A 25,811-nucleotide genomic window follows, 5' to 3' on the forward strand; every position below is an offset into this window, starting at 1 on the left:
TGGTGCGACGGCTGAGTCTTTGGATGCGTGCCCACCCCATGGCGGGCGACACGGTGCTCGCCGTCCTGCTCGGCCTGGTCGACATGCTGCTGTTCGTCGCCGACGGCTTCGCCGAAATGCCGGAGCTGCCGCCCTGGTACGTCGCCGTGCCGGTGAACATCGCGATGGTGACACCGCTGGTGTTCCGGCGGAAGTCGCCGCTGTGGTCGGCCTACGCGGTGCTGGTGATCAGCATCGTGCACGCCACGCTGCTGCTCGGCATCGGCAGTGTCGCCGGGCTGGCGATGAGCATCTACTCGGTCGTCGTCTACGCGGGGCGGCGGCAGGGGCTGGTGTTCGTCGGCGCGGTCGTGGTCGCCTCGGCCGTGCAGCTGGCGCTGGAGGAGACCGACGAGCTCGTGATCTCGGTGCTGTTCCTCGCGTTCGGCATCGCCCTGTGCTGGACGCTCGGCGAGTTCGTCGGCGCCCGGCGCGCCTACGACGTGGAAGTGGAGGCCAGGTTGCACCTGCTCGAGACCGAACGGGACCAGGCCACCCGGATCGCGGTGGCGGAGGAGCGCGGCCGGATCGCGCGCGAGCTGCACGACGTCGTCGCGCACGCGGTGAGCGTCATGGTGGTGCAGGCCGACGGCGCGTCCTACGCGATCCAGAGCAACCCCGAGCTCGCCCAGCGGGCCCTGCAAACGATTTCCGAGACCGGCCGCGGCGCGCTCGGCGAGCTGCGCCGCCTGCTGGACGTGCTCCGCAGCGACGACGCGGACGGCGAACCCCGCGTGCCGCAGCCGGACGCGCACGCCCTCGCCGACCTCGCCGAGCGGATGCGCGCGGCCGGGGTGCCCGTGGAGCTGGAGACCGACGAGCTCGGCGACCTGCCGGCCGGCGTCTCGCTGGGGGTGTACCGGATCGTGCAGGAGTCGCTGACCAACACGCTCAAGCACGCCGGGCGCGGCGCGACCGCGTCCGTGCGGGTGCACCGCACCGGCGACCTGATCGAGGTGCTGGTGTCCGACGACGGCGCGGGCCGCGTCCCGCAGCTCATCGCGGCCGGCCGGCGCGACCAGCGCCTCCCCGGCGGCAACGGCCTGATCGGCATGCGCGAGCGTGCGAACGTGTACGGCGGGACCCTGGAAGTGGGCCCGGCTCCGGGTGGTGGGTGGCAGGTCCGCGCGGCGCTGCCGGTTAGGTTGACCTCGTGATCCGTGTGGTGGTCGTCGACGACCAGGAACTGATGCGCGTCGGGTTCCGGATGGTGCTGGGCGCGCAGGCCGACATCGATGTCGTCGGCGAGGCCGGCGACGGCGCCCAGGCCATCCGGATGGCCGAGGAGCTGCGCCCCGACGTCGTGCTGATGGACGTCCGGATGCCGGTGCTCGACGGTGTCGAGGCGACCAAGCAGATCGTCGCCGCCGGCACCGCGCGCGTGCTCGTGATGACGACGTTCGACCTCGACGAGTACGTCTACGCGGCGCTGCAGGGCGGGGCGAGCGGGTTCCTGCTCAAGGACACCCAGCCCGACCACCTGGTGTCGGCGCTGCGCGCGGTCGCCTCCGGGGACGCGGTCGTCTCGCCGTCGGTGACCCGGCGGCTGCTCGACCGCTTCGTCGGCGCCGGCGGCTCGCCGATGCGGGACACCGCCGAGCTGGACGTGCTCACCGACCGCGAGCGCGAAGTGCTCGTGCTGATCGCCAAGGGCATGTCGAACCTGGAGATCGCGGAAGCGCTGTTCCTCTCGGAGGCGACGGTGAAGACGCACGTCGGCCGGATCCTGGCGAAGCTGGACCTGCGGGACCGGGTGCAGGCGGTGGTGCTGGCCTACGAAACCGGCCTCGCCCGCCCCGGCCTCGGCTGACGCTCAGGGTTCGAACCGCGCGAGCACCCGGCCGAGCAGGCGGGTCAGCGTCTCCCGGTCCTCGGCCGAAAGCGGCTCGAGCAGGTCGTCCTGCACCTGGTCGAGCCGGGTGTCCATCCGCCGCAGCTGCGCGGCGCCGCCGGCGGTCAGCGTCACCCGGTTCCGCCGGCCGTGGCCCGGGTCGGGCGTGCGGTCGACGTGCCCCGCCTCGACCAGCTCGTTGACGGCCGCGACGACGTCGCTGCGGTCGACGCGGCACCGGCGGCCGAGCTCGGCCTGGCTCGCGGGCCCGAACTCGTCCAGCGCCGCCAGGATGCGGTAGTGGTACCCGCGCGCCCCGGCCGCGGTGAAGCCGTCGGCCACCAGCCGGCGGACGTGCACGGCCAGCTGGGTGATCAGCCAGCTCGGCTTCCGGGCCAGGCGCTCGGGGGGTTCGTCCATGGCGGCGACTCTAGCGGCAGGAATGTTGGCAGCCCCCACGATCGAGCGTAGTGTTGGTCAAACCAACATTGGTAAGACCATCAAGGGAGCCGTCGTGTCCACCACGCACACCACCGACCGGACCGAGATCGCCGACCTCTTCGCTCGCCTGGCCGCCCTGCTGGACGAGCACCGCCCCGAGGACGCCGGCACCGTCTACCTCGACGACGCCGTGGTCCGCTCGCCGCAGCGCGAACTGCACGGCCTCGACGAGATGATCGGGCACCTGGAGCGAAGCCGGGTCGAGGGTGAACACACCCAGCACGTGCACGGGGACGTCCTGGTGCACGTGGACGGTGACCACGCGACGGCCACCGCGAACCAGCTCGTGTACGTCTACCGGACCGGAGAAGCCCCGCACCGGACCAGCGGCCAGCGCACGGCGGTGACCGCCGTGCGCACCCCGGCCGGCTGGCGGTTCGGCTCCATGCACATCACGCCCGCCTGGACCCGGAAGGACTGACCGTCAGCGGAAGTCGTCCGGCGGGGTGGTGGCCGGGTCCTTGCCCGCGTGGCGGACTTCGGTGAGCCAGCGGCCGAAGTCCGGGCGGTCGCCGTCGATGTCGGTGTAGCCGTACTCCTTCATCAGGGTCCACGACGCCAGCGTCTGCCCGGCGAAGCGCGCGGCGTCCGGATCCTGCGCCAGGGCCGCGACGCCGCGGGCCAGCAGGTACGGCGTCTCGGAGATCTTGAAGTCGACCGGCGCGATCTTGCCCACCGCGTCGCGCCAGTTTTCCTCGGTGACCTCGAAGATGTCGAGCATCGACTCCGACCGCAGGAAGCCCGGCGTCACGGCGAGCCCGACGCAGTCGTTCTTCTTCAGCTCCACGCCCAGCGCCCGGCCGAGCGCGCGGATGCCGCACTTCGCCAAGTAATAGGGGAGCCCCGCGCCGACGTAGTCGTCGTTGTCGCCGTCGGTCACCTCGAGCACCAGCCCGCGGCGGGCGACGACCAGCGGCAGGAGCTTGTGCAACGCGATGAGGTGGGTGTCCAGCGCGTTGTGCGTCAGGTTCAGCGCGTCTTCGAGCGGCGTCTCCCAGAACGGCGCGTCGAAGTGGAAGTACATGTCGCCGCCCCAGACGTCGTCGACCAGGATGTCGATTCCGTCCACTTCGGACTCGATGCGCGCCTTCAGTGCGTCCACATCGGACACCGAGGTGAAGTCGCAGCGGACGGCCACGGCCTTTCCGCCCGCCGCTTCCACCAGTTCGCCGGTTTCTTCGATCGTTTCCGGGCGCTTCATCGGCGACACCGTTTCGCGCGTCGTGCGGCCGGTGACGTACACCGTCGCGCCCGCGCGGCCGAGTTCCACCGCGATCGCCCGCCCGCAGCCCCGGGTCGCCCCGGTGACAACCGCGACCTTGCCGTGCAAACTCATGGTTCCTCCCGTCCCCGCCACGCGGTCAGCACCGCGTCGACGTCCTCCGCCAGCCGGTCGGCCAGCCGCCCGTGCGGCCGGATCGACCAGTCGATCGACACTCCGTTGATCACGCCGAGCACCGCGCGCGCCGCCCGTGGCACGCTCGGGGCGTGCGGCAACGCGGAAGCCGCCGCACGCACCAGCCGTCGCAGTTCTTCTTCGACCGCCGTGAAGTGCTCGCCCAGCAATGCGCGCAGCACCGGGTCGCCGATGTCCACACCGAGCTGGCCCAGGTGGTTCGCTGCCTCTTCGGCGTCACCGAGCACCGCGTAGACGGACACCGCCGCGGCGCGCAGGCCGTCGACCGGGTCGTCCGCGCGCGCGGCGCACTTCCGCATCTGCTCGACCGCGCGCCGCGTGGCCCGCCGGCTCATCTCCTGCAGCAGACCGCTCTTCGAGCCGAACCGCTGCGCGACCGTGCCGACCGAGACACTCGCCTCGGCGGCCACCTGCGCCAGCGTGAAACCGGGGCCGCAGCGGCCGATCACGGTCTCCGCCGCACTCAGCAGCCGCTCGTCGGTGATGCTCCTCGGCCGGGCCACGCCATTATTGAACCACAGTTCATTAATGACTGCGAATCAGGGTCACCTCAGGGTCATCACGGATCGCGCATCGGCCGAAGAGCCAGGAAGGTACTACTCAGGTAGGGGGGCCGGTTCGGCCTACAGGGTGACGCGCGAACCGCCCCCGACCCGCGACGATGAGTGCGTCGTAAGCGAGGGGCGAAGAGGAGAAGCCATGATCGAGGCAACCGGCCTCACCAAAAGGTACGGAAAAACGCTGGCGGTGAACAACCTGTCGTTCTCCGTGTCCGCGGGCAAGGTCACCGGCTTCCTCGGTCCCAACGGGGCGGGCAAGTCCACCACCATGCGCATGGTCCTGGGCCTGGACAACCCGACCGGCGGCCAGGTCACCATCGGGGGCAAGAAGTACCACGACCTCAAGGAGCCGCTGCGCACCGTCGGCGCGCTGCTCGACGCGAAGTGGGTGCACCCGAACCGCTCGGCGCGCGCCCACCTGCAGTGGATGGCGAAGTCCAACCGCATCCCGAACACCCGCGTCGACGAAGTTCTCGACACCGTCGGCCTGACCAGCGTCGCGGGCAAGCGCGCCGGCGGGTTCTCGCTCGGCATGTCACAACGGCTTGGCATCGCGGCCGCCCTCCTCGGCGACCCCGAGGTGCTGCTGTTCGACGAGCCGGTGAACGGCCTCGACCCCGAGGGCATCCTCTGGATCCGGAAGTTCATGCACCGCCTGGCCGAGGAAGGCCGCACCGTCTTCGTCTCGAGCCACCTGCTTTCGGAGATGGCCCTGACCGCCAGCGACCTCGTGGTGATCGGCCGCGGGCAGCTGATCTCGCAGTCGTCCACCCAGGACTTCGTCTCCCGCGCGGCGGAGAACACGGTGAAGGTCCGCTCGCCGCAGCTGGCCGAGCTGCGGGACGTCCTGCAGCGCGCGAGCGCCGGGGTCACCGAGGACGGCACCGCGCTCGTGGTGTCCGGAATGGACAGCGACAAGATCGGCGAGATCGCCGCGTCCAACCGGATCGTGCTGCACGAGCTGAGCCCGCAGACCGGCTCGCTGGAGCAGGCCTTCATGCAGATCACCGGCGACTCCGTCGAGTACCACACCGGGCTCGACGCCGAGGCGCAACACGTGCTCGAGTCCGCCAAGTAAACGGGGAAACCAAGATCATGAACCTGCTCGCGGTCGAACGCATCAAGCTGTTCAGCACCCGCTCGCCGTGGTGGTGCGCGCTCATCACCCTGGCCCTGACCATCGGTTTCGCCGCCATCATCGCCGGCGCGACGCCGTCCGACGCGCAGCTCACGCTGCCCGCCACCCAGTTCGGCGGCTCCCAGTTCGGCATCGCCGTCGTGATGGTGCTCGCCGCGCTCGCGGTGACCACCGAATACCGCTTCAACACCATCCGCACCACCTTCCAGGCGGTGCCGCACCGCTCGCCGGCGCTGATCGCCAAGGCGGTCGTCGTCGCGCTGGTGGCGCTGGTGATCGGCGAGATCGCCGCGTTCGGCGCGCTGGGCCTCGGCATGCTCATGCGGCCGAACGACAACCTCGGCCTGCACACCGCGCAGGACTGGATGAACGTCGCGGGCCTCGGCCCGGTGTTCGCCATCAGCGCCGTGCTCGCCGTCGCACTCGGGATCCTGATCCGGCACAGCGCCGGGGCCATCGCACTGCTGCTCATCTACTACTTGGCCGTAGAGGAGCTGGTGCAGCTGATCCCGAAGATCGGCGCCCACATCCACGAGTGGATGCCGTTCAACGTGGCGAACAAGTTCCTGCGCGGCTCGGCGGTCGTCGACGGCCCCGCGCCGTCGGACTCGCCGCTGAGCCCGGGCTGGGCGCTGGCGTACTTCGCCGGCATCGCCATCGTGTTCCTGCTCGTCGCACTCGGGGTTGCGAAGAAGCGGGACGCCTAAAAGGGGGAACAGGGGAAAGAAAACGGGAATCCGGGTCGCGCTGTCGGGGGGCGACCCGGATTCCCGTTTCACGTTAGGCTCCCGGTGACGGGACGGGGGAGCGCATGATCGAAGCGACGGCACTGACCAAGAGGTACGGCGCCACCACCGCGGTGAACGACCTCACCTTCACCGCGCGGTCGGGCCGCGTCACCGGGTTCCTCGGGCCGAACGGCGCCGGCAAGTCCACGACCATGCGGCTGATCCTCGGACTCGACGAGCCGGACGCGGGCCGGGTGCTCGTCGACGGCGTCCCGTACCGGCAGCTGCAAGATCCACTCAGGACGGTCGGCGCGATGCTGGACGCCACCTGGCGCCACCCCGGCCGCAGCGGGCGCGACCACCTGCGCTGGCTGGCCGCGACCAACGGCATCCCCGAGAAGCGGGTTGAAGAGGTGCTCGCGCTGGTCGGGCTGACCAGTGTCGCCAAGACCCGCGTCCTGCAGTACTCGCTCGGCATGCAGCAGCGGCTGGGCATCGCCGCCGCGATGCTGGGCGACCCGCGGGTGCTGCTGTTCGACGAGCCGGTGAACGGCCTCGACCCCGAGGGCATGGCCTGGATCCGCCAGCTGCTGCACGCGCTGGCCGCCGAAGGCCGGACCGTGTTCGTCTCCAGCCACCTGCTGCCCGAGATGGCGCAGACCGCGCAGGACCTGGTGGTGATCGGCCGCGGCCGGCTGATCTACCAGGGCACGATGGACGAGTTCATCGCGCGCACGAGTCAACACGGAGTGCGCGTGCGCACCCCGCACGCCGACGAGCTGCGTGCCGCGCTGACCGGGCAGGCCGAGTTCACCGAAGACGGCGGCGCCTTCCTGGTGTCCGGATTGGACAGCGACCGGATCGGGCAGCTCGCCTTCGACGCCGGCGCGACCCTGCACGAGCTGAGCCCGATCACCGGCTCGCTCGAAGAGGCCTACCTCGACCTCACCCGTGAGTCCGTCGAGTTCACCGCAGCGTCGTCCCCGGAGGTCGCCCGATGACCACAACGACGAACCTGCTCCGCGCCGAGCGCATCAAGCTCTTCAGCACCCGCGCGCCCTGGTGGTGCCTGGCGATCGCGTTCCTCGCGCCGCTCGGCTTCACGGCGTTGTTCTTCGCGCTGGCCGGGCCGGAGATCCCGGCCACCGTCGGCAACACCCAGCTCGCCAGCGGCAACGGCCGGACGGTGCTGCTCGTGCTCGCGATCCTCGCGACGGCGTCGGAGTTCAACTGGGGCACGATGCGGCTGACGTTCCAGGCCGTGCCGAGCCGGGTGCCCGCGCTGGTGGCGAAGGCCGTGGTCGTCAGCGCGGTCGGCGCGGTGCTCGGGCTGGTCGTCGGCTTCGGCTCGTGGGGGCTGGCGTACCTGGTGCAGCCGGACGCCGACCTGGGGCTGAACTCCGGCGCGGACTGGCGGTCGGTGCTCGGGCAGGGCCTGGTCTTCCTGATCACCGCCATCGCCGGGGTCGGGGTCGGCCTGTTGCTGCGCAGTGTCGCCTTCGGGCTGACGGTGGCGCTCGTGTGGACGCAGGTGCTCGAAGGCGTCGTCCTGTTCATCCCGGGCGTCGGCAAGCACCTCTACCAGTGGATGCCGTTCCACGCGGCCGACGAGTTCGTCGGGGCGGGCGGGTTCGCCGCGGGCCCGCTGCAGCTGCCGGACGCGCCGCTCGGGCCGTGGGGCTACCTCGGTTACTTCGCGGCGATCAGCGTTGCGCTGTTCGCGGCCGGGGTGTTCCTCACGGCACGGCGTGACGCCTGAGCGTGACGGTCGTCTCGATACCGCAAAAAACTGCGTTAAGAGAAGATGAAGAGCCTGTGGCTTCTCTCACAGCCACCGGACATACTGCTATGACCAGGCAATATTCGTAAGAGAGCGAACCGGAACCGTCTAGCTCCCCTGGAGGTGATCCTTGACGGTGGACACCGGTCAAGAATTGGGCAGCACCATTCCGCGAGCCCGCGTCGAAGACGACGCTCCCCGGCTCGAACCGATGTTGGACCTCGAATGGTCGCGGGCGATCGAACTCCCGCAGGCCGCAATGACCGCGGGCACCCCCGCGGAGCTCCGCCGGGCGTGGGTGCACCGCGCGCCGGAAGACAGCGTCCTGGCCCTGTTCCGCGCCTCGGCGGGGATGGCCGGGCCGATCCCCGCGCCGTGGTGGCTGCGTGCCGTCGCGGACGGCAAGCTGGATTCGCGGGAACAGGGTTTCCGCGTCGAAGACCGGATCGCACAACTGCTCGGCCGGCGGCCGGGCTGGGAATTCGTCCCCTGGGCCGCGGACGGCGAATCCGGCTACTGGGAGTTCATGCCGTCCGAACGCGGGAAATCGGGACACGCGATTCCCACCACGGTGATGAACACCGACCGGCACGCCGGCTGGATCGACGTCCTCCCGGCGCACACCGGGGCGACGCCCGACCCGATCCCGGTCGCCGGACTGGCCGGGCTGCGGTCCCGGCTCGGGGAGTTCGAAGCCGCTCGGTGACCGTTCGTTAGCCTCGGTACGTGGAGAACGAGGACAGTCGACGGCTGCGCAGCGTGGTCAGTTACGTCAAACGCGGCGGCCGGATGACCGTCGGGCAGCAACGCGCGTGGGACGAGCTGTGGCCGGGGCTCGGCCGCACGGTCGGCGAGCTGCCCGGCGGGAAGCTGGACTTCGCCGCGTGGTTCGGCCGCGAGGCGCCGGTGCTGATCGAGATCGGCTCCGGCATGGGTGAGACGACGTCGCAGCTGGCCGCCGCCGCGCCGGAGCTGAACTACGTCGCCGTCGAGGTCTACGACCCCGGCCTCGGGCAGCTGATGCTGCGTGCCGACAAGCTGGGTGTCGAGAACCTGCGGCTGCTGCACGGGGACGCCGTTGTGCTGCTGACCGAGCACGTCGAGCCGGGGTCGCTGCACGGTGTCCGGCTGTTCTTCCCAGACCCGTGGCCGAAGAAGAAGCACCACAAGCGGCGGATCGTGTCGCCGTCGTTCGCCGCGCTGGTGGCGTCGCGGCTCGCGCCCGGCGGCACCTTCCACATGGCGACCGACTGGGAGAACTACGCCGAGCAGATGCTCGAGGTCTGTTCCGCGGAGCCCGCGCTGCGCAACCGGTACGCGGACGAGCCCGGCGGCTGGGCGCCGCGGCCGGAGTGGCGGCCGGTGACGAAGTTCGAACAGCGTGCCGACGTCGAAGGCCGCGTCTCGCACGACCTGATCTTCGAGAAGCGCTAGAAACGCTGAAGGGGACCCTCCCCGGATCCCCGGCGGAGAAGGTCCCCTTCAGCTCACCACCCCCGGTGCTCGCCCCTCCCCCGACAGAGGGGCGAACGTCCTATTCGTCGGCCAGCGGCTCCGCCTGGACCCGCTTGAGGGCGGGCGTGCAGACCGAGGCACCGAGCAGGGCCACGCCCACGCCCAGCACCACCGGCGCCAGGAGCCACGGGCTCACCACGATGCCGCGTGGATCGACCATGCTGTAGAGCCCAACACCGACGAGCACCCCGACGATTCCCGCGCCGATCGTGGCGACCAGCGCCGGCAGCGCGGCCTCCATCCGCAGCGCCCTCGACAGCACCCGCACCGGCGTGCCGGCGGCCATCAGCGCCCCGAACGTCCGGCGGCGGTCCATCACCGAGCCCGCGGTCGCGACCGCGGCACTGCAGCCGGCCAGGATCCCGGCCGCGATCAGCCCGATCACGGTCACCCGGCGCAGGTCGCCGAGCTCGGTCTGCTGGTTGAACAGGTACTGGTCCCGGCTGCCGATCTCCTCGCCGGCGGCCGGCGCGGCCAGTGCCGTCCGGACGATCTCGCGGTTGGCGTCGGTGGTCGGCGCGACCACGGTGACGTACTTCGGCGCCATGCCGTCCGGCAGCGCGGCCGGGTCGATGATCGACGTGCTGCTCAGGTCGGCGTCCGGCAGCTGGACGGCTTCCGCCCGCGTCCCCGACTTGACGGCCACGGCCGGCCCTTCCCAGTTGTCGGCGATCTTGTACTGCGCCAGGTCGAGCGCCGAGTCGCCGAAGACGGCCGGACCACCCGTGCAGTTCTCCGCGGTGAGCCCGAACCGGGTCAGCTTGACCGCGTCCGCGCAGCTCATCACCAGCGCCCGGTGACCGGTGCGCTGCCGGCCCTCGCCCTGGACCAGGTAGACCTCGCCGACCGAGACGGCCTTCTCGGACTGGCCGTACTTCTGCAGCGACGCGTTGGCCTGGTCGACGATCTTGCTCGCGTGCTCACCGTCGGTGTCGACGTAGAGCACGGAATCCTGGAAGGACCGGCCGCCGCCGGCCATCGACTCGAACGTCGGTAGCAGGGTCAGCGCCATCGACCCGGCGAACACCGCGAGCACGATCCCGGCCGAGGCGCGGTAGGCGCCCTTCGGGTCGTCACGCAGGCGACGGCCGGCGAGCAGCGCGGACGGGCGCCGCCAGATGCGGACGAACGTGCCGCCGACCGCCGACGTCACCCACGGCCCGACGATCGCGGCCGAGCCGACCAGCAGGAACAACCCCGCCATCACCATCGTGATGCCGTCGGAGTCCCCCGCCGTCGTGACGGCGTAGAGGAAGAAGAGCCCCGCCGCGGGCAGCGCGAGCAGGCGCCACCAGCGCAACGGCTTCTTCGTGTGGCCGCCGGTGGCGAACAGCGGGTTCTTCAGCACGCGGCGCAGGCCGAGGATGCCGGCCAGCACCACGAGCACCGGGATGGCCACCACGATGAACACCGTCAGGCCGACCGGCAGCGCGAAGTCGGACGCGAGCCAGGTGCCCCCGGCCCACGGCACGAACGACGCGAGGCCGTGCAGCGCCGGGCTCAGCAGCAGGCCGAGCAGCGCGCCGATGCCCGCCGACAGCGTCGTCTCGGCGGCCACCATGTTCGTGACCTGCCCCGGCGTCGCACCGGCCAGCCGGATCGCGGCGAGCCGCCGTTCGCGGCGGGCCGCGGTCAGCCGCGCCGACGACGCGACCAGCACCAGGCTCGGCACCAGCAGCACGATGATCCCGACCCAGGACAGCAGCATGAGCAGGCCGTCCGGGCGTGCTTCGCCCTTCGGGAACCCGGCCACCTGCGACGAGGCCTCCGGCATCTGGTCCGCCGTGTGCCCGGTGAGCGCGACGAGCTGCTCGGGGAACCGCAGGCCGTCCTCGCCGAGCGCGCCGACGGGCTTGCCGAACCGGTCGCCGAGCTGCGCGGCGGAGTTGCCCTGCAGCAGCCGGCCGAGCGCGGGTGACACGACGGTCTCACCCGGGCCGGGCAGCTGCGGCACCCCCGCCGGCAGCTCGAGCCCGGCCGCCGTGGCGCCGGGCGCCAGCGCGACGTCGACCCGGATGATCTGCTTGCCGTCGAAGTAGTCCTTCGAGGTGGCGTACAGCAGCCTCGCGGGGCCGTCGGAGTTTCGGCTGTAGAAGTCGTCGCCCTGCCAGAGGGCACGCTGCTCGCGGTGCTGGGTCGCGAACGGCAGTGTCGCCAGCAGCAGCACCAGCCCGGTCGCGACGGCCACCCCGATCGCGGTGAGGATCGCCGACGTCCGGGTCCGCCGGTCGACCTTCAGCACCCGCAGGGCGATCTGGAGCGAGTTCACGCCGCCAGCCTCGTCGCGATCAGGCCGTCGCGGATGGCGACGGTCTTCGGCATCGACTCGGCGAGCTCGCGGTCGTGGGTCACCACGATCACCGCGGCTCCCGTCTCCTGGGCCGCGCCGAGCAGGGCGTCCATCGTGTCGCGGCCGGTGCGCGTGTCGAGCGCGCCGGTCGGCTCGTCGGCGAAGATCACCTTCGGCCGGTGCGTCAGCGCCCGCGCGATCGCGACGCGCTGGGCCTCGCCGCCGGACAGCTCACCGGGACGGCGGCGCTCCTTGCCGGCCAGGCCGAGGCGCGAAAGCCAGACGCGGCCGGCCTCGATGGCCTCCTTGCGGCCGAGCCCGGCCAGCAGCGACGGCAGCGCGACGTTCTCTTCGGCCGACAGCTCCGCGACCAGCATCCCCGACTGGAAGACGAAGCCGAACTCGGTGCGGCGCAGCTCGCTGCGCTTCTTCTCACCGAGGTGGTCGACCCGCTGGCCGGCCAGGAAGATCTGCCCGTCGTCGGCGCGGAGGATACCGGCCAGCACGTGCAGCAGCGACGTCTTGCCCGAGCCGGACGGCCCGACGATGGCGACGGCGTCCTTCGGCTGGATGTCGATGTCGATGCCGGCCAGGGCGTACTGCGCGCCGTAGCGCTTCACCAGCCCGCGGCCGGACAGCACCGGGCCGTTTGTCCACTGTGGAGTGTTCGGGTCCACGAGGTTCTCCCTGTCGGTTCGGATCTTGATGCCGATGAGCTTCGCCGAGAACCGGGGGTGTCCACTTCGGGCAGACGGCCAGTGACGGCCGGTGCCGCATCGGCCGATCGGCCGAGGGAGCACGAGCCACTCGGCCAAGGTGCGAACCGGCGCGGATCCTCTAACGTCACGTTGTGACCGCCGCGCCCCCGCCGAACTCCTTCTACGCACGCGCCGCCAACCTGGTGCGGCGGATCGGCGTGCCCTCGGCCGTCCTGTACGCGGCGCTGCTGTTCGACATCGTGTTCACCACGCAGGCCGCGCTCGACGAGCACGGCCCCCACTTCGTCGACTTCGGGCTGCTGCCCGGCATCTTCGCGATGGTGGCGTGTGCGTTGTGGGCCCAGCAGCGGGCCGCGGTCGCCGGCGCGGCCGGCGCGGCCGTGCTCGTGTTCTCGACCCTGGCCATCCACGCGTTCGACATCCCCGCGTACTCGAGCGTGCTGCCGAAGGTGACCATCACCGAGGTCGTGGCCGGGGTGCTGATGGTCTACTACGTGGCCCGCCGGGCGCGGGCCGGAGTGGCGTTCTGCGTGGTCGGCGCCCTGGTCGCCGGGTGTCTCGTCGCGGTGTTCGGCCGCTACAACCGGGTGAGCGGCATCGGCTCGAGCTCGGTGATCCAGGCGATGCTGTTCGGGCTCCTGCTGCTCGCCGGGGCGGTGCTGCCCGCCGTCATGAACCGGGACCGCGGCCCGAAGGCCGATCCGCGGGCGCGCAAGCTCCACCGGGTCAACCAGCTGGCGCTGGGGCAGTGGCCGCTGATCGGCCTGCTCGGCTTCGCGCTCATCTTCGAGTTCGGCTACACCTACTCGAGCAACGCCCGCGGTTTCCCGATCCTGTTCTGCTCGCTCGTCGCGGCGGCCATCGCGGTGCTGTCGCCGCGGCGCCCGGCGGACGCGGTCCTCGGCATCGCCGGGATCCTGCTGCTGTCCGCGGTCGTCACGCCGTTCCTGCACCTGCGCTACGACTACCCGATGCCGGGCGGTGTGCCGTTCGTGCAGGTCATCGCCGGGATGGGCGTGGTGGTGAACCTGACCCGCGCCCGGGGGCTGAGCTCGTCGTGGCCGCGGGTGTCGGTGCTGTCGGGCGTCGTCGCGCTCGCGGCGATCGTCAACTCGGACAAGCCGGACGGCCTGCAGTCCGACCCGCAAACGCTTTCGGTCCTGGCCTTCGCCGCGGCGCTGATGCTCGGCATCTCGATCGCCGTCGGCCTGATGCTGCGGTCGCGGGACTCCGAGCGCACCACGGTCGTCCAGTCCGCTGTGTCCGAAGCGCAGACCGCCGAGCGGATGGCGCTGGCCCGCGAGCTGCACGACGTCGTCGCCCACCACGTCACCGGGATCGTGGTGCAGGCGCAGGCCGCGCGGATGATGGCCGCGAAGAACCCGCAGATCGCGGTCGAGGCGATGGGCCGGATCGAGAACGCCGGGGTCGAGGCGCTCGTGGCGATGCGGCGGCTGGTCCGCTCGATGCGCGGGGACGCGCCGGCCGGGTCGAGCGAGTTCAGCGAGCAGGCGACCACGGATCTCGGTGCCGACCTGCGGAAGCTCGTCGAAAGCGCGAACCACGGCGTGCCGACGTCGATGCACCTCGAGCTGCCGCCGGACCTGCCGCACGAGGTCGGCCGCTCGGCGCTGCGGCTGGTGCAGGAGTCGCTGACGAACGTCGGCAAACACGCCTCCGACGCGACCGACGCGTTTGTCCTGGCCGAGGTGAACGGCGAGGAGCTGCACCTGCGGGTGACGGACAACGGGCGCCGGACGGCGCACCGGCCGGCCGGCGGGTCGGGCGGTTACGGTCTGGTCGGGATGCGCGAACGTGTCGCGCTGCTCAAGGGCCGGCTCTCGGCCGGGCGCGGCCCGGACGGCGGCTGGCGGGTCGAAGCTTGGCTGCCACTGGCGGCCACGGAAGGGGACGAGTGATCCGGGTACTGATCGCCGACGACCAGGAGATGGTGCGGATGGGCTTCCGCATGATCCTGGACTCCCACGACGACATCGAGGTCGTCGCCGACGTCGCGGACGGCGTCTCGGCGGTCTCGAAGGCCCGCGAACTGCGCCCGGACGTCTCCCTGCTCGACATCCGCATGCCCGGCCTCGACGGGCTCGAGGTCACCCGGCAGCTGGCCGGCCCGGACGTGACCGACCCGCTGAAGGTCGTGGTGGTCACCACCTTCGACCTCGACGAATACGTGCACACGGCACTGCGCAACGGCGCGTCCGGCTTCCTGCTGAAGGACGCCGGCCCGGCGCTGCTGATCGAGGCGGTGCGCGCGGCCGACCGCGGGGACGCGCTGGTGTCACCGCAGATCACCGTCCGGCTGCTCAAGCACTTCGACGGCGCCGGCTCGCCGAAGTCCAAGGCCGCGCCGCCGTCCGAGCCGCTGACCGCGCGCGAGATGGACGTCGTGAAGGCGGCCGCGCGCGGGCGGACGAACAGCGAGATCGGCGCCGAGCTGTTCATGTCGCTGTCCACCGTGAAGACCCACCTGGCGTCGGTGCAGAGCAAGATCGGCGCGCGCAACCGCGTCGAAACCGCGGCGTGGGCGTGGCGGAGCGGAGTCGTCTCGTAATTGCGAGTGCGTAGTATCCAGAGATGCAACGCCGTTTCCACGCCCCTGTCGTTCTCCCGGCCGACCCGTCCTGTTCGCTTCTCCGTGACGCGGTTGTCGATGTCGACGCCGATGGGCGCATTTCCCACTGCGGACCGGCGGCCACCGCCCCCGAGTCCGCCGCACCGGTCACCACCCTGACCGGCATCCTGCTCCCCGGCCTGGTCAACACGCACGCGCACAGCCCGATGACGCTGCTGCGCGGCATGGGCGGCGACCTGCCGCTGCTGCCCTGGCTCAACGAGATCATCTGGCCCGCCGAAGCGAAGCTGCGGCCCGAGGACGTCCGCACCGGCATGCTGCTGGGCTCGCTCGAGATGCTGCGCCACGGCGTCACGACCAGCGCCGAGATGTACTTCGAAGGTGAGCAGCTGGTCGACGCGGTGCTCACGACGGGCGGCCGCGTGCTGGTCGCGCCGCCGGTGATGGAGCTGCCCGGCCTCGACTGGCGCGCTCAGCTGGCCGCGATCGAGCGCTGGATCGACACCGACGGCCTGCGCTTCGGCCCGGGTGACCGGATCGAGCTCGGCTACGGCCCGCACTCGGCGTACATGCTTTCCGAAGAGGGTTTGCGCACGACGGCGGAGTCGGCGGCGGCGCGGGGCGCGCTGGTGCAGATCCACATCGCCGAGGCGGCGCTCGAAGACACGGCGGTCCGCGAGGCGCACGGCTCGGTGCCGGCCCTGCTGCAGAAGCTCGGCATGCTGGACGGCCGGGTGCTCGCCGCGCACGCGATCCACCTGACGGACACCGACATCGCACTGTTCGCCCAGCACGGCGTCGGCATGGCGCACTGCCCGGGTTCGAACGCGAAGCTCGCTTCGGGCATCGCGCGAATTGCCGAGCTGCGGGCGGCCGGCGTGGCGGTCGGCCTCGGCACCGACGGCCCGGCGTCCAACGACGACATCGACCTGTGGGAAGAGCTGCAGCTCGCGGCGATGTTCGCCCGCCTGTCCACCGGCGACTCGACGGTGCTGACGGCGGCCGACGTCTTCCTGCTGTCGACGCGCGGCGGCGCCGAAGCATTGGGCCGTGACGACATCGGCGCGCTGGAGCCGGGCCGCTGGGCCGACCTGGTGCACATCGACCTCGACGACCCGGCGTTCGCGTGCGGCATCGACGTCCCGGACGTCCAGCTGCTGTCGAACCTCGTCTGGGCGGCGGGTTCGCGTCGCGTCCGGGACGTGTGGGTCGCCGGTGAGCAGGTCGTCGCCGACGGCGAGTCGCTGAAGGTGGACCGGGCGAAGGTGCAGGCCGGTGTGGCCGAGACCGCGGCCCGGCTGCGCGCCTGAGCCTCAGCGCGGGCGGAGGATGACCTCCGTCGGGTGGGCGTCCGGGGTGGCTGACACCGCTGTCACCACCGCGGTCGCCACCGAGTCCGCCTTCAGCAGGTGCGACGTGTCGTACTCGCGGCCTTCGCCCTTGAAGATCTCCTGCTGCATCTCCGTGTCCGTGCGGCCGGGGTAGACCGTTGTCACGCGGAGGGCCGGCTCCTCCTCGCGCAGCGCGTCGGCGAAGGCGCGGACGGCGAACTTGCTCGCCGCATACGGGGACCAGCCCGGGCGGGCGTTCAGCCCGGCACCCGAGTTGATCACCACGACGTGGCCGTGGGCCGCGCGCAACGCCGGCAGCAGCAGGCGGGTCAGCTCGACCACCGCCAGGGTGTTGACCTCGAAGTTGTCGCGCCACGCTTCGGCGGGCAACTCCTCGATGCGGCCGAGGCGGGCGACGCCGGCCGAGTGGACCAGGACGTCCAGGGCGGCGATGTCCGCCACCGCCTCGGCGAGCGACGCGGGGTTCGTCAGGTCCACCGGCCACGGCTTCGCGCCCGGGAGCTCCTTCGCCAGCGCGGCCAGCGCGTCGGCGTCCCGGCCGCCGAGGAGGAGGCGGTGTGTCGGGGCGAGCTGGTGGGCGACCGCCGCGCCGATCCCGCGCGAGGCGCCGGTGACGAGGGCGAGGGGAAGATCCGTCATGGCCCCACCGTATCGGCGAACCCGGCGTCCACCGTGCGGTCGTCGCGGTGGCCGGGGCCGAGCGTCCGCTGGTCGGCGCACCCCGCCGGGTCGACGTCCGAGTCCTTCGTGTCGTCCCCGGCGTCCTTCTTCGTGGGGTGCCGGCCCTCCGCGGTGAAGCAGACCTGGTAGGCGCCGTCTTCGAGGCCGGTGAAGGCGTAGGCGCCGTCCGGGCCGGTGACGACGCTCGTGCCGGTGACGACGCTCGTGTCGGTGTTCAAGGTGGCCTTCACCCCGGCCAGCCCCGGCTCACCCGGGTCCTGGAGTCCGTTCCCGTCCTGGTCCTGCCAGGCGAAGTCGCCGAGCCGGTTCGTCGGCGGGGCCAGCCCGAGGTCCACCGTGAAGTCCTCGTGCGCCGGGCCGCCCAGGGTGCGCGGCGTGGTGCAGCCGTCCGGGTCCGCGTCGGAGTCGCGGTCGTCGGCCGCCGCATCCTTGCGCGTGGCGGTGAAGTCCGCCGGGATGGCGAAGCAGACCTGGTAGGTGCCGTCCTTCAGCTTCTCGAAGCCGTACTTGCCGCTCGTGTCGGTCGTCGCCGTCCCGACCGTGCCGCCCGCGCCGTCCTTCAGCGTCACCTGCACCCCGGCGACGCCGGGCTCGCCGGGATCCTGGATCCCGTCGCGGTTGCGGTCCGTCCACACGAAGTCGCCGATCTTGGCGATCGCGGGCGGTGGCACGACGGTGATCGTCGCCGACGCCGTCTTGTCGCCCAGCGTGCCGCCCGGGTGGTGGACGCCGGTGACCTTCGCCGTGTTGACGTGCCCGGTGTCGGCCACCGTCAGGTTCGGGTGGTCGCAGGTCAGCTGCCGGTTCGCGCCCGCGGCCAGCGCGAACGGCTCGAACGGCGTGGCGCACCACGGGTCCTGCACCGTGATCCCGGTGAGGTCCTGGGTGCCTTCGTTGGTGACGGTGACGCGGTAGTGCGCGGTCTCGCCCGCGGTGACCGTCGCGAACGGGCCCCACGCGCCGGTCGCCGGGTTCTGCACTTCCTTCTTCACCGAGTACGCCGCGAGCTGCAGCACGACGCAGTCCCAGCGCAGCCGTTCGGAGCTCGTCGTGGCGAAGAACTTCACGGTGGCCGCCTTGGCCGGCGCCGTCGCCGCGGGGAAGTCCTGCTTCGCGAGGTGCCCGTCGCTCGCGTTGTGGTCCGCGACCAGCTTCGTCTCCTGGACCTGCGCACCGGTCGTGTCGAAGAACCGCAGGCCGGTGGCCGGTCCGGCGGCCGGGGCGTGCGAACCGGTCGACACGCTCAGCGTGTAAACGCCGCCGGGCACGAACTTCTCGGTCTGGTAGGCGGTGCTGGCCTTGCCGTCCGGTGTCTGGACGACCGCCGACCGCTGCCCGTCGACGGCGTACGCCTGCTCGGTCAGCAGCTTCGGCGCCTTCGCGGCCGGGGTGCCCGGCGGCACCGGCGCGGCCGGGGTGAAGACGTACCCGTCGGGTGCGCCGTTGCCCGTCACCTGCTCGACGCTCGGGTTCGCCGCGACCCCGCCGCACGCCGGCGGCGGGTCGGCCGCGGCCGCCGCGGGCACCACCGCCCCTGAAGCCGCCACCACGGCCGCTGCCACCACGTGCGCCGAACGGATCATGCCTCGACTATGGCGCGGGGCGCGGGCCCGCACCGGCCGAGAACCGTCCACTTAAGAGTGAACCTCGACCGGCGCGGACCTGCTGTGTCAGCGTTCGCCGATCCGGCCGGGCAGTCCGAAGCGGCCCTTCTTCCACACCGACACGAGCGACGGCCGCGGCTGCGCGGTGCCGCCGTCGGGCCAGTGCGACGTCGGGTTCGCCGAGCTCGCCGCGTTCTCACCCGGGTGCTGCACCGCGACGAGCACCACGTGGTCGGTGACGTTCGGGCCGCACGTCTCGGCGCCGACCGGCACCGAGAGGAACTGCTTGACGTGACCGCGTTCCGGCCCGGTCACCGGCACCGAGAACAGGCCGTCGTTCGCGCCGAGCGCGTTGCCGTCGGTGGAGATCCACAGGTTGCCGTGCCGGTCGAAGGTGACGTTGTCCGGGCAGGAGATCGGGCTGACCTGGCTCTTGTCGAAGCCGCCGTAGTAGGTGTCGGCCGCCGCCGGGTCACCGCAGACGAGCAGCAGCCGCCAGGAGAACTTCGTCGACGCCGCGTCGCCGCGGGCCTCCTCCAGCTCCAGGATCTGCCCGTTCTTGTTGGCCACGCGCGGGTTCACCTCGTCGACGCCGGCCTTGCCCGCCGCGCCGCGGTCGGTGTTGTTGGTCAGCGCCGCGTAGATCCGGCCGTTGACCGGGTTCGGCTCGATGTCCTCCGGCCGGTCCATCTTCGTGGCGGCGACCTTGTCGGCGGCCTGCCGCGTGAAGACGTAGACCTCCTCCGCGGTGAATCCGTCCACAAAGGACTTGTTGCCGCTGGCCAGCGGGATCCACTCGCCGGCGCCGTCGAATTCACCGTCCGACGGGAGCTTGCCGGTGCCGTCGATCTCCGAAACCAGGCTGTCGCCGGTGAAGCGGGCGACGTACAGGGTGCCCTCGTCGAGCAGTGCCGAGTTGTGCCGACGCGCGTGCGCGCTCTTGCCCGGCTTGTACTTGCCCTTGGAGACGAACTTGTAGATGTACTCGAACCGCTCGTCATCGCCGGTGTAGGCGGCGACGCGGCCGTCGGTGGTGATCTTGATGTTCGAGCCCTCGTGCTTGAGGCGGCCGAGCGCGGTGTGCTTGATCGGCGTCGACGTCGGGTCGTTCGGGTCGATCTCGACGACCCAGCCGAACCGGTTCGGCTCGTTCGGCTCCTGCGCGACGTCCCAGCGCTTGTCGAACCGCTCCCACTTGCGGGTGCTCGTGCCGGTGCCGATCGCGTACCGCTTCAGCCGCGCGGCCTCGACCGGGTCGGTCACCTTCTCGGAGTTGGCGAAGTACTGGTGGATGTTCTCTTCGCCGGAAAGCACGGTGCCCCACGGCGTCACACCGCCGGAGCAGTTGTTCTGCGTGCCGCGGACCTTGCGCCCGGTCGGGTCGGCCGACGTCTTCAGGTACTTCGAGCCGGCGGCCGGGCCGCGCACCTCGAAGATCGTGTCGAGGGTGATCCGGCGGCCGTACCGGCTGGGCACGACCTCGAGGCCGCCGTGGACCGGGTCGCGGCGGGTCAGCAGCACCGAGAGGCCGTGGGCCGCCCAGGCGATCTTCACCTGCTCCTCGGTCGGGTTCGCCGGGTCGTACTGGTCGGCCGGGAACAGGTGCACCTCGGCGGTGTACTCGTGGTTGACGACGAGCAGGTTGGTCAGGCCCAGCGGGTCCTGCGGGATGAGCCCGACGAAGTCGTTGTTGTAACCGAACTGCTTCGCCTGGCCGGCCGCGGTCTGCTTGGTGAAGTCGAACTTCGGCGCCCCCGGGACGACCGGGTCGCCCCAGCGGATGACGACGTTCTGCGCATAACCGTCGGGGATGGTGACCACGTCCAGCTTGTTCGGCGGGACCGGGTCGAAGTCGGTGCCGGGCACCGGCCGCGGCTTCGGGCCGTGGCCGTGGTCGTGGCCGTTCGTGGTGACGTCGGCGGCGGCCGCGGTCCCCGAAAGCGCGGCGAACCCGCCGGCCGCGGCGGCCATCACGGCGCCGGCCTGGAAGGCCCGGCGGCGGGAGATGTCCTTGACGACGTCGCCGAAGTACTCGTTCCCGGACTCGTTCGGCTCGGGGTGGGCACAGGCGTTGCCACAGCGGTATTCGCAGGTGACCGGGGAGCGGCCGCCGGGGTGGACGGGAAGGAGCGGAAGCAGACGGTCGGGCACGAGGCCTCCATGGTGGGAGTTCGGGAACGAACCGACCGTAGGCTTTGAAAACCAGCCAATCCAGACATTCAGGTGAACGGCGGGTGTACCGCTCACCCGAATGGCCGTGGGCTCAGAACTCTTCGCCGACGAGTGCCGCTTCCTGCGGCACGGCGTGCGGGTCGGCCTTCCGCTCCCGCATCGAGAGCAGGCCACCGGCGATCACGCACAGCACGGCCGAGGCGACGAACGGCGCCTGCGGCGAGCCGAACCACTCGGCGACGTGCCCGACCAGCGTCGCGGCGACCGCGCCACCCAGCCAGCGGCAGAAGTTGTAGCCCGCGCTGGCGACCGGGCGCGGCGCGTCGCTGATCGACATCGCGGTGCCGGTGAACAGCGTGTTCAGCAGGCCGGACACCAGCCCGGAGACGATGATGCCGGCCACCAGCACCGGCTTGCTCGGCACGGCCAGCACCAGCATCAGCACGGCGTAGCCGAAGACGGCGGCCGCGGCCGCGTGCCGCTCGCCGAGCTTGGCGGCCAGCCGCGGCGCGAGGGCGACCCCGGCGACCGCGACGCACAGGCCCCAGCCGCAGAAGATCAGCCCGACGGCGATCGCGCTCCAGCCGAGGACGAACGGCGACCAGGCCAGCACCGCGAAGAACGCGGCGGTGTAGAGCGCCGAGGCGACGGAGGTGCGCAGCAGGCCGGGGTGCTTGAGCGCGCGGATCGGGTCGAGCAGCTTGATCGGCGCACGCTTCTCGTGTTTGTCGCCCTTGAGGAACACCGCGCACAGCACGAGCGCGCCGGCCATCAGGATCGCGGTGCCGAGGAACGGGCCGCGCCACGAGATGCTGCCGAGCAGCGCGCCCAGCAGCGGGCCGACCGACAGGCCGACACCGAGGGCGGCCTCGTAGAGCAGGATCGCGCCGGACTGACCGCCGGTCGCGGCGCCGACGATCACCGAAAGCGCCGTCGCGATGAAGAACGCGTTGCCGAGGCCCCAGACCGCGCGCAGCCCGACCAGCTGCTCGATCGAGCCAGCGGCCGCACACAGCGCGGTGGCCACGACGATCAGCGACAGGCCGGCGAGCACGGTCCGCTTGGGCCCGAACTTCGCGCTCGCCGCGCCGGTGACCAGCATCGCGACGACCTGGACGCCGAGGTAGGACGAGAAGAGCAGGGTGACCTGGGACGGCGTCGCGTCCAGCCCCTTGGCGATGGACAGCAGGATCGGGTCGACCAGGCCGATCCCCATGAAGGCGATGACCGCGGCGAACGCGGTGATCCACACCTGCTTGGGCTGGCCCTTGACCGCGTCCAGCAGGCTCGAGTGGTGTTCAGCGCTCATCGCTGATCAGTTCCTCCTTCTTGGTGTCGACGAGCAATTTGGCGAGAGCCGGCAGGGCGGCTTCGATCGCAGCGCGGTCGGCGTCGTCCATCACGATCAGGCGTTCGCGAAGGAACTCTTCGCGGGCGGCGACCGTCTCGGCGTAGAAGCGACGACCCTCGTCGGTGACGTCCACGAGCACCGCGCGCCGGTCGGCGGGGTCCGGCGTGCGGGTGGCGAGGCCGAGGCGTTCGAGCCGGCCGACGACGTCCGTCATCGACGGCAGCTTGACCTTTTCGAACTCGGCCAGCGCGCTCATCCGCCGCGGCCCGCCGTTGACCAGCTCGCTCAGCACCGAGCCCTGGGTGAGGGTCAGCGTCAGCTGCGGTGTCTGGCGGCGCACCTGGTGGTAGAGCCGGAAGACCAGCGGCCGCAGCCGGTGGGCGAGATCGGCGATCGGGGAAGTCACTTAGCTATGCTAACAAATATTAGTAAGGGTAGCTAAGTAAGTCGGCTCACAGGCTAGGCTCGGGAGCATGGACGCGGTGATCTTCGACCTCGACGGTGTGCTCGTGGACTCCGAACGGATCTGGGACGAGGTGCGGCGCGCGGTCGTCGCCGAGCACGGGGGCACTTGGCGCGAGGAGGCGACCCGGGCCCAGCAGGGGATGAGCACCCCGGAATGGGCCCGCTACCTGGTGGAAGAGCTCGGCGCGCGGCTCACGCCGCCCGAGATCGCGACGCTCGTCGTCAAGCGGATGGCCGCCCGGTACGCCCAGGAGCCGCCGCTGATCGACGGCGCGGTCGACGTCGTGCGCCAGGTCTCGAAGCGCTGGCCGGTCGCGATCGCGAGCTCGTCCCCGGTGATCCTGATCAAGGGCTTCCTCGACGTGACGGGCCTGCCGGTGGGGGCGGCGGTGTCGTCCGAGCAGGTCGGCGCGGGGAAACCGGCGCCGGACGTCTACCTGCGCGCGGCCGAGCTGCTGGGCGTGGCGCCGGAGGACTGCGCGGCGGTCGAGGACACGACGAACGGGCTGCGGTCGGCGCTGGCGGCGAAGATGGCGGTGTATGCGGTGCCGAACCCGCACTTCCCGCCGGATCCCGAGGTGCTGAAGCAGGCCACGGCGGTGGTCGAGAAGATCACCGACCTGCCAGGGGCACTGGGGCTCAGCTGACGGCGAAGCGCACCGGCGGCGAACCGGGCTTGACGTCGGCGAGGAACAGCTGGCCCGAGCCCAGCGTGCCGATCGGCTTGGCCTGGCTCAGGTCGCCCACCACGTCGTAGAGGCGCAGCTCCCGCACCCCCCGGTCGACGAGGAAGACCGCCTTGCCCTCGGGCAGCGGGCCGCCGTACTTGCCGATGTACCCGGCGAGCACGGGGGATCCCGAAAGGGGCACGCACGACGGCGACTCGATGCCGAAATTCGAGTTCGGCCCACCGTAGGCCACCCCCTTGGGCAGGGCCAGGACGCAGAGTATGCGCTTGCCCGCGTTGTCGGTGTTCTCGACGGCGTACGAGGTCCAGGTGTCGGTCTGCCCCACGAAGTCGGTGAGCGCCTTCGGCTCACCCGAGTCGACGATCACCGGCGACATCTCGGGCCGCCCGATCGTCAGCACCTGGCCCGGGTCCGCCGGCGGGGCCGGCACGTCCACCTGCGTGGCCACCGACACGCTGGTCAGCACCACCAGCACCGCGGCCAGCGGTGCGATCCAGACCGCCGCCCGACGGCGGCGGTGGGGTCTCCGCTGGCGGCGCTGCTGCTCCGCCCAGGCCGCGTCGAGGTTCGGCGTGACCTCCTCGGCCTGTCCGCGCAGTGCTTCGGCCAGTTTGCGTTCGAGGTCGGTCATCGCTCACCTCCCAGGTCGTCCCCCAAGTGTTTGCGCAGGTTCTCCATCGCGTGGTGGGTGGTCGCCTTGACGGTGCCCGGCGAGATGCCGAGCGTCTCCGCGATGCCCGCCGTGCTCAGGTCCAGCCAATACCTCAGCACGAGAACCTCGCGCTGTCTGCGGGAAAGTTTTTCGAGCACCGCGCGCAGCTGCTGGTGCTCCCAGTTGGCCACCGCCCGGACCTCGGCCGACAGCTCGTCCGGCGGCCGGTCCTGCGGCGTCCGCCGGACCACCTTCAGGTGCCGGGTGCGCGACCGCGACATGTTCACCACGGTCGTGCGGAGGTAGCCGGCCACCCGCGTGTGGTCGGACAGCGTGTCCCACCGCTGGTGGAGCTTGACGAAGGCCTCCTGCGCGACGTTCTCCGCGTCGTCCGCGCCGAGCAGGTGCGCCAGCCGTGTCATCTGGCCGAAGTACTCCCGGAACAGGTCGTGGAAGGTCGGCGCGCCCAGATCCCCCGGCACGCTCTCGCCCACGCTCGCACTCACACCCCGCCAACGCGCACCCCGCCCCACCGGTTTAGTCCAGCACGCGAAGAAGGCCACCACCAGGGTTTACCCCGGTGGTGGCCTTCGACGGCGAGTGGATTTACCGCTCGGTCTCGCCGCGGATGAACTTCTCGACGGCGTCGCGCGCGGTCGAGTCGTCGTACTGCTCCGGCGGCGACTTCATGAAGTAGGAGGAGGCCGACAGGATCGGGCCGCCGATGCCGCGGTCGAGCGCGATCTTCGCGGCGCGGACGGCGTCGATGATGATGCCCGCCGAGTTCGGCGAGTCCCACACCTCGAGCTTGTACTCCAGGTTCAGCGGCACGTCGCCGAAGGCGCGGCCCTCGAGCCGGACGTAGGCCCACTTGCGGTCGTCGAGCCACTGCACGTAGTCCGACGGTCCGATGTGGACGTTGCCCTTGCCGAGGTCGCGGTCGACCTGCGAGGTGACGGACTGGGTCTTCGAGATCTTCTTCGACTCGAGCCGCTCCAGCTCCTTCATGTTCAGGAAGTCCATGTTCCCGCCCACGTTGAGCTGCATCGTCCGGTCGAGCTGGACGCCACGGTCCTCGAACAGCTTCGCCAGGACGCGGTGCGTGATGGTGGCGCCGACCTGGGACTTGATGTCGTCGCCGACGATCGGCACACCCGCGTCTTCGAACTTCTTCGCCCACTCCGGGTCGGAGGCGATGAACACCGGCAGCGCGTTGACGAACGCCACGCCGGCGTCGATCGCGGCCTGGGCGTAGAACTTGTCGGCCACCTCGGAGCCCACCGGCAGGTACGACACGAGCACGTCGGCCTTCGCTTCGCGCAGCGCGGCGACGACGTCGACCGGGGTCTCGTCGGACTCCTCGATCGTCTCGCGGTAGAAGCGGCCGAGCCCGTCGTGGGTGTGCCCGCGCTGGACGGTGACGCCGAGCGGCGGCACGTCGGCGATCTTGATCGTGTTGTTCTCGGAGGCGAAGATCGCCTCAGACAGGTCGCGGCTGACCTTCTTGGCGTCCACGTCGAACGCGGCCACGAACTCGATGTCGCGGACGTGGTAGCCGCCGAAGTCGACGTGCATCAGGCCCGGCACCCGCGTGGTCGGGTCCGCGTCGCGGTAGTACTGGACACCCTGGACCAGCGACGCCGCGCAGTTGCCGACGCCCACGATGGCCACCCGTACGCGGCGGTTCTCGCCCATGGGGGTTTCTCCTTCAATCAGTGTCTGTTCAGTAGGTCTGGT

26 protein-coding genes are annotated in these 25,811 nt (G+C 71.2%); 13 read left to right on the top strand and 13 right to left on the bottom strand.

What is annotated here, in order from left to right:
• The first annotated feature begins 38 nt into the window (after window positions 1-38).
• Together ACIA5G_RS08645 and ACIA5G_RS08650 are read left to right on the top strand one after the other, a co-directional pair.
• Window positions 39-1,196 (top strand): sensor histidine kinase, encoded by a 1,158-nt coding sequence (locus ACIA5G_RS08645; RefSeq protein WP_395921967.1) that lies wholly within the window; start codon window positions 39-41, stop codon window positions 1,194-1,196.
• A complete protein-coding gene (locus ACIA5G_RS08650) occupies window positions 1,193-1,849 on the top strand; it encodes a response regulator (RefSeq protein WP_395921634.1) in 657 nt (218 codons plus the stop codon). Before ACIA5G_RS08645 ends, ACIA5G_RS08650 begins: the two co-directional genes overlap by 4 nt.
• 3 nt (window positions 1,850-1,852) lie before the next feature.
• Here the strand turns inward: ACIA5G_RS08650 and ACIA5G_RS08655 are convergent, their stop codons facing one another.
• Window positions 1,853-2,290 (bottom strand): MarR family winged helix-turn-helix transcriptional regulator, encoded by a 438-nt coding sequence (locus ACIA5G_RS08655; protein ID WP_395921636.1) that lies wholly within the window; start codon window positions 2,288-2,290, stop codon window positions 1,853-1,855.
• Window positions 2,291-2,384: 94 nt separating this feature from the next.
• Here ACIA5G_RS08655 and ACIA5G_RS08660 point away from each other — a divergent pair, with 94 nt between their 5' ends.
• Entirely contained in the window at window positions 2,385-2,792 is a 408-nt protein-coding gene (locus tag ACIA5G_RS08660) for a nuclear transport factor 2 family protein (protein ID WP_395921637.1), read from the top strand.
• Window positions 2,793-2,795: 3 nt separating this feature from the next.
• On the opposite strand, the gene ACIA5G_RS08665 is transcribed toward ACIA5G_RS08660, so the two are convergent.
• Together ACIA5G_RS08665 and ACIA5G_RS08670 are read right to left on the bottom strand one after the other, a co-directional pair.
• Window positions 2,796-3,707: an SDR family NAD(P)-dependent oxidoreductase gene (locus ACIA5G_RS08665; protein ID WP_395921639.1), complete on the bottom strand. Its 912-nt coding sequence runs from the start codon at window positions 3,705-3,707 to the stop codon at window positions 2,796-2,798.
• Window positions 3,704-4,291 (bottom strand): TetR/AcrR family transcriptional regulator, encoded by a 588-nt coding sequence (locus tag ACIA5G_RS08670; RefSeq protein WP_395921640.1) that lies wholly within the window; start codon window positions 4,289-4,291, stop codon window positions 3,704-3,706. The genes ACIA5G_RS08665 and ACIA5G_RS08670 overlap by 4 nt, the downstream gene beginning before the upstream one ends.
• A gap of 196 nt (window positions 4,292-4,487) precedes the next feature.
• Here ACIA5G_RS08670 and ACIA5G_RS08675 point away from each other — a divergent pair, with 196 nt between their 5' ends.
• The 6 genes from ACIA5G_RS08675 to trmB all read left to right on the top strand — a co-directional run bounded on the left by ACIA5G_RS08675 (window position 4,488) and on the right by trmB (window position 9,428).
• Window positions 4,488-5,426, top strand: coding sequence for an ABC transporter ATP-binding protein (locus ACIA5G_RS08675; RefSeq protein ID WP_395921642.1), 939 nt, complete (start codon window positions 4,488-4,490; stop codon window positions 5,424-5,426).
• 17 nt (window positions 5,427-5,443) lie between these two features.
• On the top strand, window positions 5,444-6,193 hold the full coding sequence (locus ACIA5G_RS08680; protein ID WP_395921644.1) for an ABC transporter permease: 750 nt from the start codon (window positions 5,444-5,446) through the stop codon (window positions 6,191-6,193).
• A 104-nt stretch (window positions 6,194-6,297) separates the two neighbouring features.
• On the top strand, window positions 6,298-7,215 hold the full coding sequence (locus ACIA5G_RS08685; protein WP_395921645.1) for an ABC transporter ATP-binding protein: 918 nt from the start codon (window positions 6,298-6,300) through the stop codon (window positions 7,213-7,215).
• The gene (locus tag ACIA5G_RS08690) at window positions 7,212-7,973 is read left to right on the top strand and encodes a hypothetical protein (RefSeq protein WP_395921647.1); all 762 of its coding nucleotides are present in this window, start codon (window positions 7,212-7,214) and stop codon (window positions 7,971-7,973) included. The genes ACIA5G_RS08685 and ACIA5G_RS08690 overlap by 4 nt, the downstream gene beginning before the upstream one ends.
• A 175-nt stretch (window positions 7,974-8,148) precedes the next feature.
• Window positions 8,149-8,700 (top strand): hypothetical protein, encoded by a 552-nt coding sequence (locus tag ACIA5G_RS08695; RefSeq protein WP_395921969.1) that lies wholly within the window; start codon window positions 8,149-8,151, stop codon window positions 8,698-8,700.
• Window positions 8,701-8,744: 44 nt separating this feature from the next.
• A complete protein-coding gene (trmB, locus tag ACIA5G_RS08700; RefSeq protein WP_395921971.1) occupies window positions 8,745-9,428 on the top strand; it encodes a tRNA (guanosine(46)-N7)-methyltransferase TrmB in 684 nt (227 codons plus the stop codon).
• A 100-nt stretch (window positions 9,429-9,528) separates the two neighbouring features.
• Here trmB and ACIA5G_RS08705 read toward each other — a convergent pair whose 3' ends face one another.
• Window positions 9,529-11,778, bottom strand: coding sequence for an FtsX-like permease family protein (locus tag ACIA5G_RS08705; RefSeq protein ID WP_395921649.1), 2,250 nt, complete (start codon window positions 11,776-11,778; stop codon window positions 9,529-9,531).
• Window positions 11,775-12,476: an ABC transporter ATP-binding protein gene (locus ACIA5G_RS08710; RefSeq protein ID WP_395921651.1), complete on the bottom strand. Its 702-nt coding sequence runs from the start codon at window positions 12,474-12,476 to the stop codon at window positions 11,775-11,777. Before ACIA5G_RS08710 ends, ACIA5G_RS08705 begins: the two co-directional genes overlap by 4 nt.
• Before the next feature lie 173 nt (window positions 12,477-12,649).
• Here ACIA5G_RS08710 and ACIA5G_RS08715 point away from each other — a divergent pair, with 173 nt between their 5' ends.
• The 3 genes from ACIA5G_RS08715 to ACIA5G_RS08725 are packed head-to-tail and all read left to right on the top strand — an operon-like array spanning window position 12,650 to window position 16,418.
• The gene (locus ACIA5G_RS08715) at window positions 12,650-14,437 is read left to right on the top strand and encodes a sensor histidine kinase (protein WP_395921653.1); all 1,788 of its coding nucleotides are present in this window, start codon (window positions 12,650-12,652) and stop codon (window positions 14,435-14,437) included.
• A complete protein-coding gene (locus ACIA5G_RS08720) occupies window positions 14,434-15,087 on the top strand; it encodes a response regulator (RefSeq protein ID WP_395921655.1) in 654 nt (217 codons plus the stop codon). The genes ACIA5G_RS08715 and ACIA5G_RS08720 overlap by 4 nt, the downstream gene beginning before the upstream one ends.
• A gap of 23 nt (window positions 15,088-15,110) precedes the next feature.
• Complete coding sequence (locus tag ACIA5G_RS08725) at window positions 15,111-16,418, top strand: amidohydrolase family protein (RefSeq protein ID WP_395921657.1); 1,308 nt, start codon at window positions 15,111-15,113, stop codon at window positions 16,416-16,418.
• A gap of 3 nt (window positions 16,419-16,421) precedes the next feature.
• Here ACIA5G_RS08725 and ACIA5G_RS08730 read toward each other — a convergent pair whose 3' ends face one another.
• The 5 genes from ACIA5G_RS08730 to ACIA5G_RS08750 form a co-directional block, all read right to left on the bottom strand.
• Window positions 16,422-17,099 carry an SDR family oxidoreductase gene (locus tag ACIA5G_RS08730; RefSeq protein ID WP_395921659.1) on the bottom strand — a complete coding sequence of 226 codons (678 nt, stop codon included), beginning with the start codon at window positions 17,097-17,099 and terminating at the stop codon, window positions 16,422-16,424.
• Window positions 17,096-18,724, bottom strand: coding sequence for an SdrD B-like domain-containing protein (locus tag ACIA5G_RS08735; protein ID WP_395921660.1), 1,629 nt, complete (start codon window positions 18,722-18,724; stop codon window positions 17,096-17,098). Before ACIA5G_RS08735 ends, ACIA5G_RS08730 begins: the two co-directional genes overlap by 4 nt.
• A gap of 87 nt (window positions 18,725-18,811) precedes the next feature.
• Complete coding sequence (locus tag ACIA5G_RS08740; protein WP_395921662.1) at window positions 18,812-20,896, bottom strand: PhoX family protein; 2,085 nt, start codon at window positions 20,894-20,896, stop codon at window positions 18,812-18,814.
• A gap of 112 nt (window positions 20,897-21,008) precedes the next feature.
• Window positions 21,009-22,226, bottom strand: a complete 1,218-nt coding sequence (locus tag ACIA5G_RS08745) for an MFS transporter (RefSeq protein WP_395921663.1) — start codon at window positions 22,224-22,226, stop codon at window positions 21,009-21,011.
• A complete protein-coding gene (locus tag ACIA5G_RS08750) occupies window positions 22,216-22,674 on the bottom strand; it encodes a MarR family winged helix-turn-helix transcriptional regulator (protein ID WP_395921665.1) in 459 nt (152 codons plus the stop codon). The genes ACIA5G_RS08745 and ACIA5G_RS08750 overlap by 11 nt, the downstream gene beginning before the upstream one ends.
• Window positions 22,675-22,741: 67 nt before the next feature.
• On the opposite strand from ACIA5G_RS08750, the gene ACIA5G_RS08755 reads away from it, so the two are divergent.
• Window positions 22,742-23,380: an HAD family hydrolase gene (locus ACIA5G_RS08755; protein WP_395921666.1), complete on the top strand. Its 639-nt coding sequence runs from the start codon at window positions 22,742-22,744 to the stop codon at window positions 23,378-23,380.
• Here the strand turns inward: ACIA5G_RS08755 and ACIA5G_RS08760 are convergent.
• The 3 genes from ACIA5G_RS08760 to ACIA5G_RS08770 all read right to left on the bottom strand — a co-directional run bounded on the left by ACIA5G_RS08760 (window position 23,373) and on the right by ACIA5G_RS08770 (window position 25,769).
• Window positions 23,373-24,053, bottom strand: a complete 681-nt coding sequence (locus tag ACIA5G_RS08760; protein WP_395921667.1) for a hypothetical protein — start codon at window positions 24,051-24,053, stop codon at window positions 23,373-23,375. The two genes, ACIA5G_RS08755 and ACIA5G_RS08760, sit on opposite strands and share 8 nt — an antisense overlap.
• The gene (locus ACIA5G_RS08765; protein ID WP_395921669.1) at window positions 24,050-24,580 is read right to left on the bottom strand and encodes an RNA polymerase sigma factor; all 531 of its coding nucleotides are present in this window, start codon (window positions 24,578-24,580) and stop codon (window positions 24,050-24,052) included. The genes ACIA5G_RS08760 and ACIA5G_RS08765 overlap by 4 nt, the downstream gene beginning before the upstream one ends.
• A gap of 100 nt (window positions 24,581-24,680) precedes the next feature.
• On the bottom strand, window positions 24,681-25,769 hold the full coding sequence (locus tag ACIA5G_RS08770) for an inositol-3-phosphate synthase (RefSeq protein WP_395921671.1): 1,089 nt from the start codon (window positions 25,767-25,769) through the stop codon (window positions 24,681-24,683).
• Window positions 25,770-25,811: the final 42 nt, after the last annotated feature.

Origin of the sequence: Amycolatopsis sp. NPDC051758 (assembly GCF_044453095.1) — a bacterium.
Taxonomy (GTDB): Bacteria; Actinomycetota; Actinomycetes; order Mycobacteriales; family Pseudonocardiaceae; genus Amycolatopsis.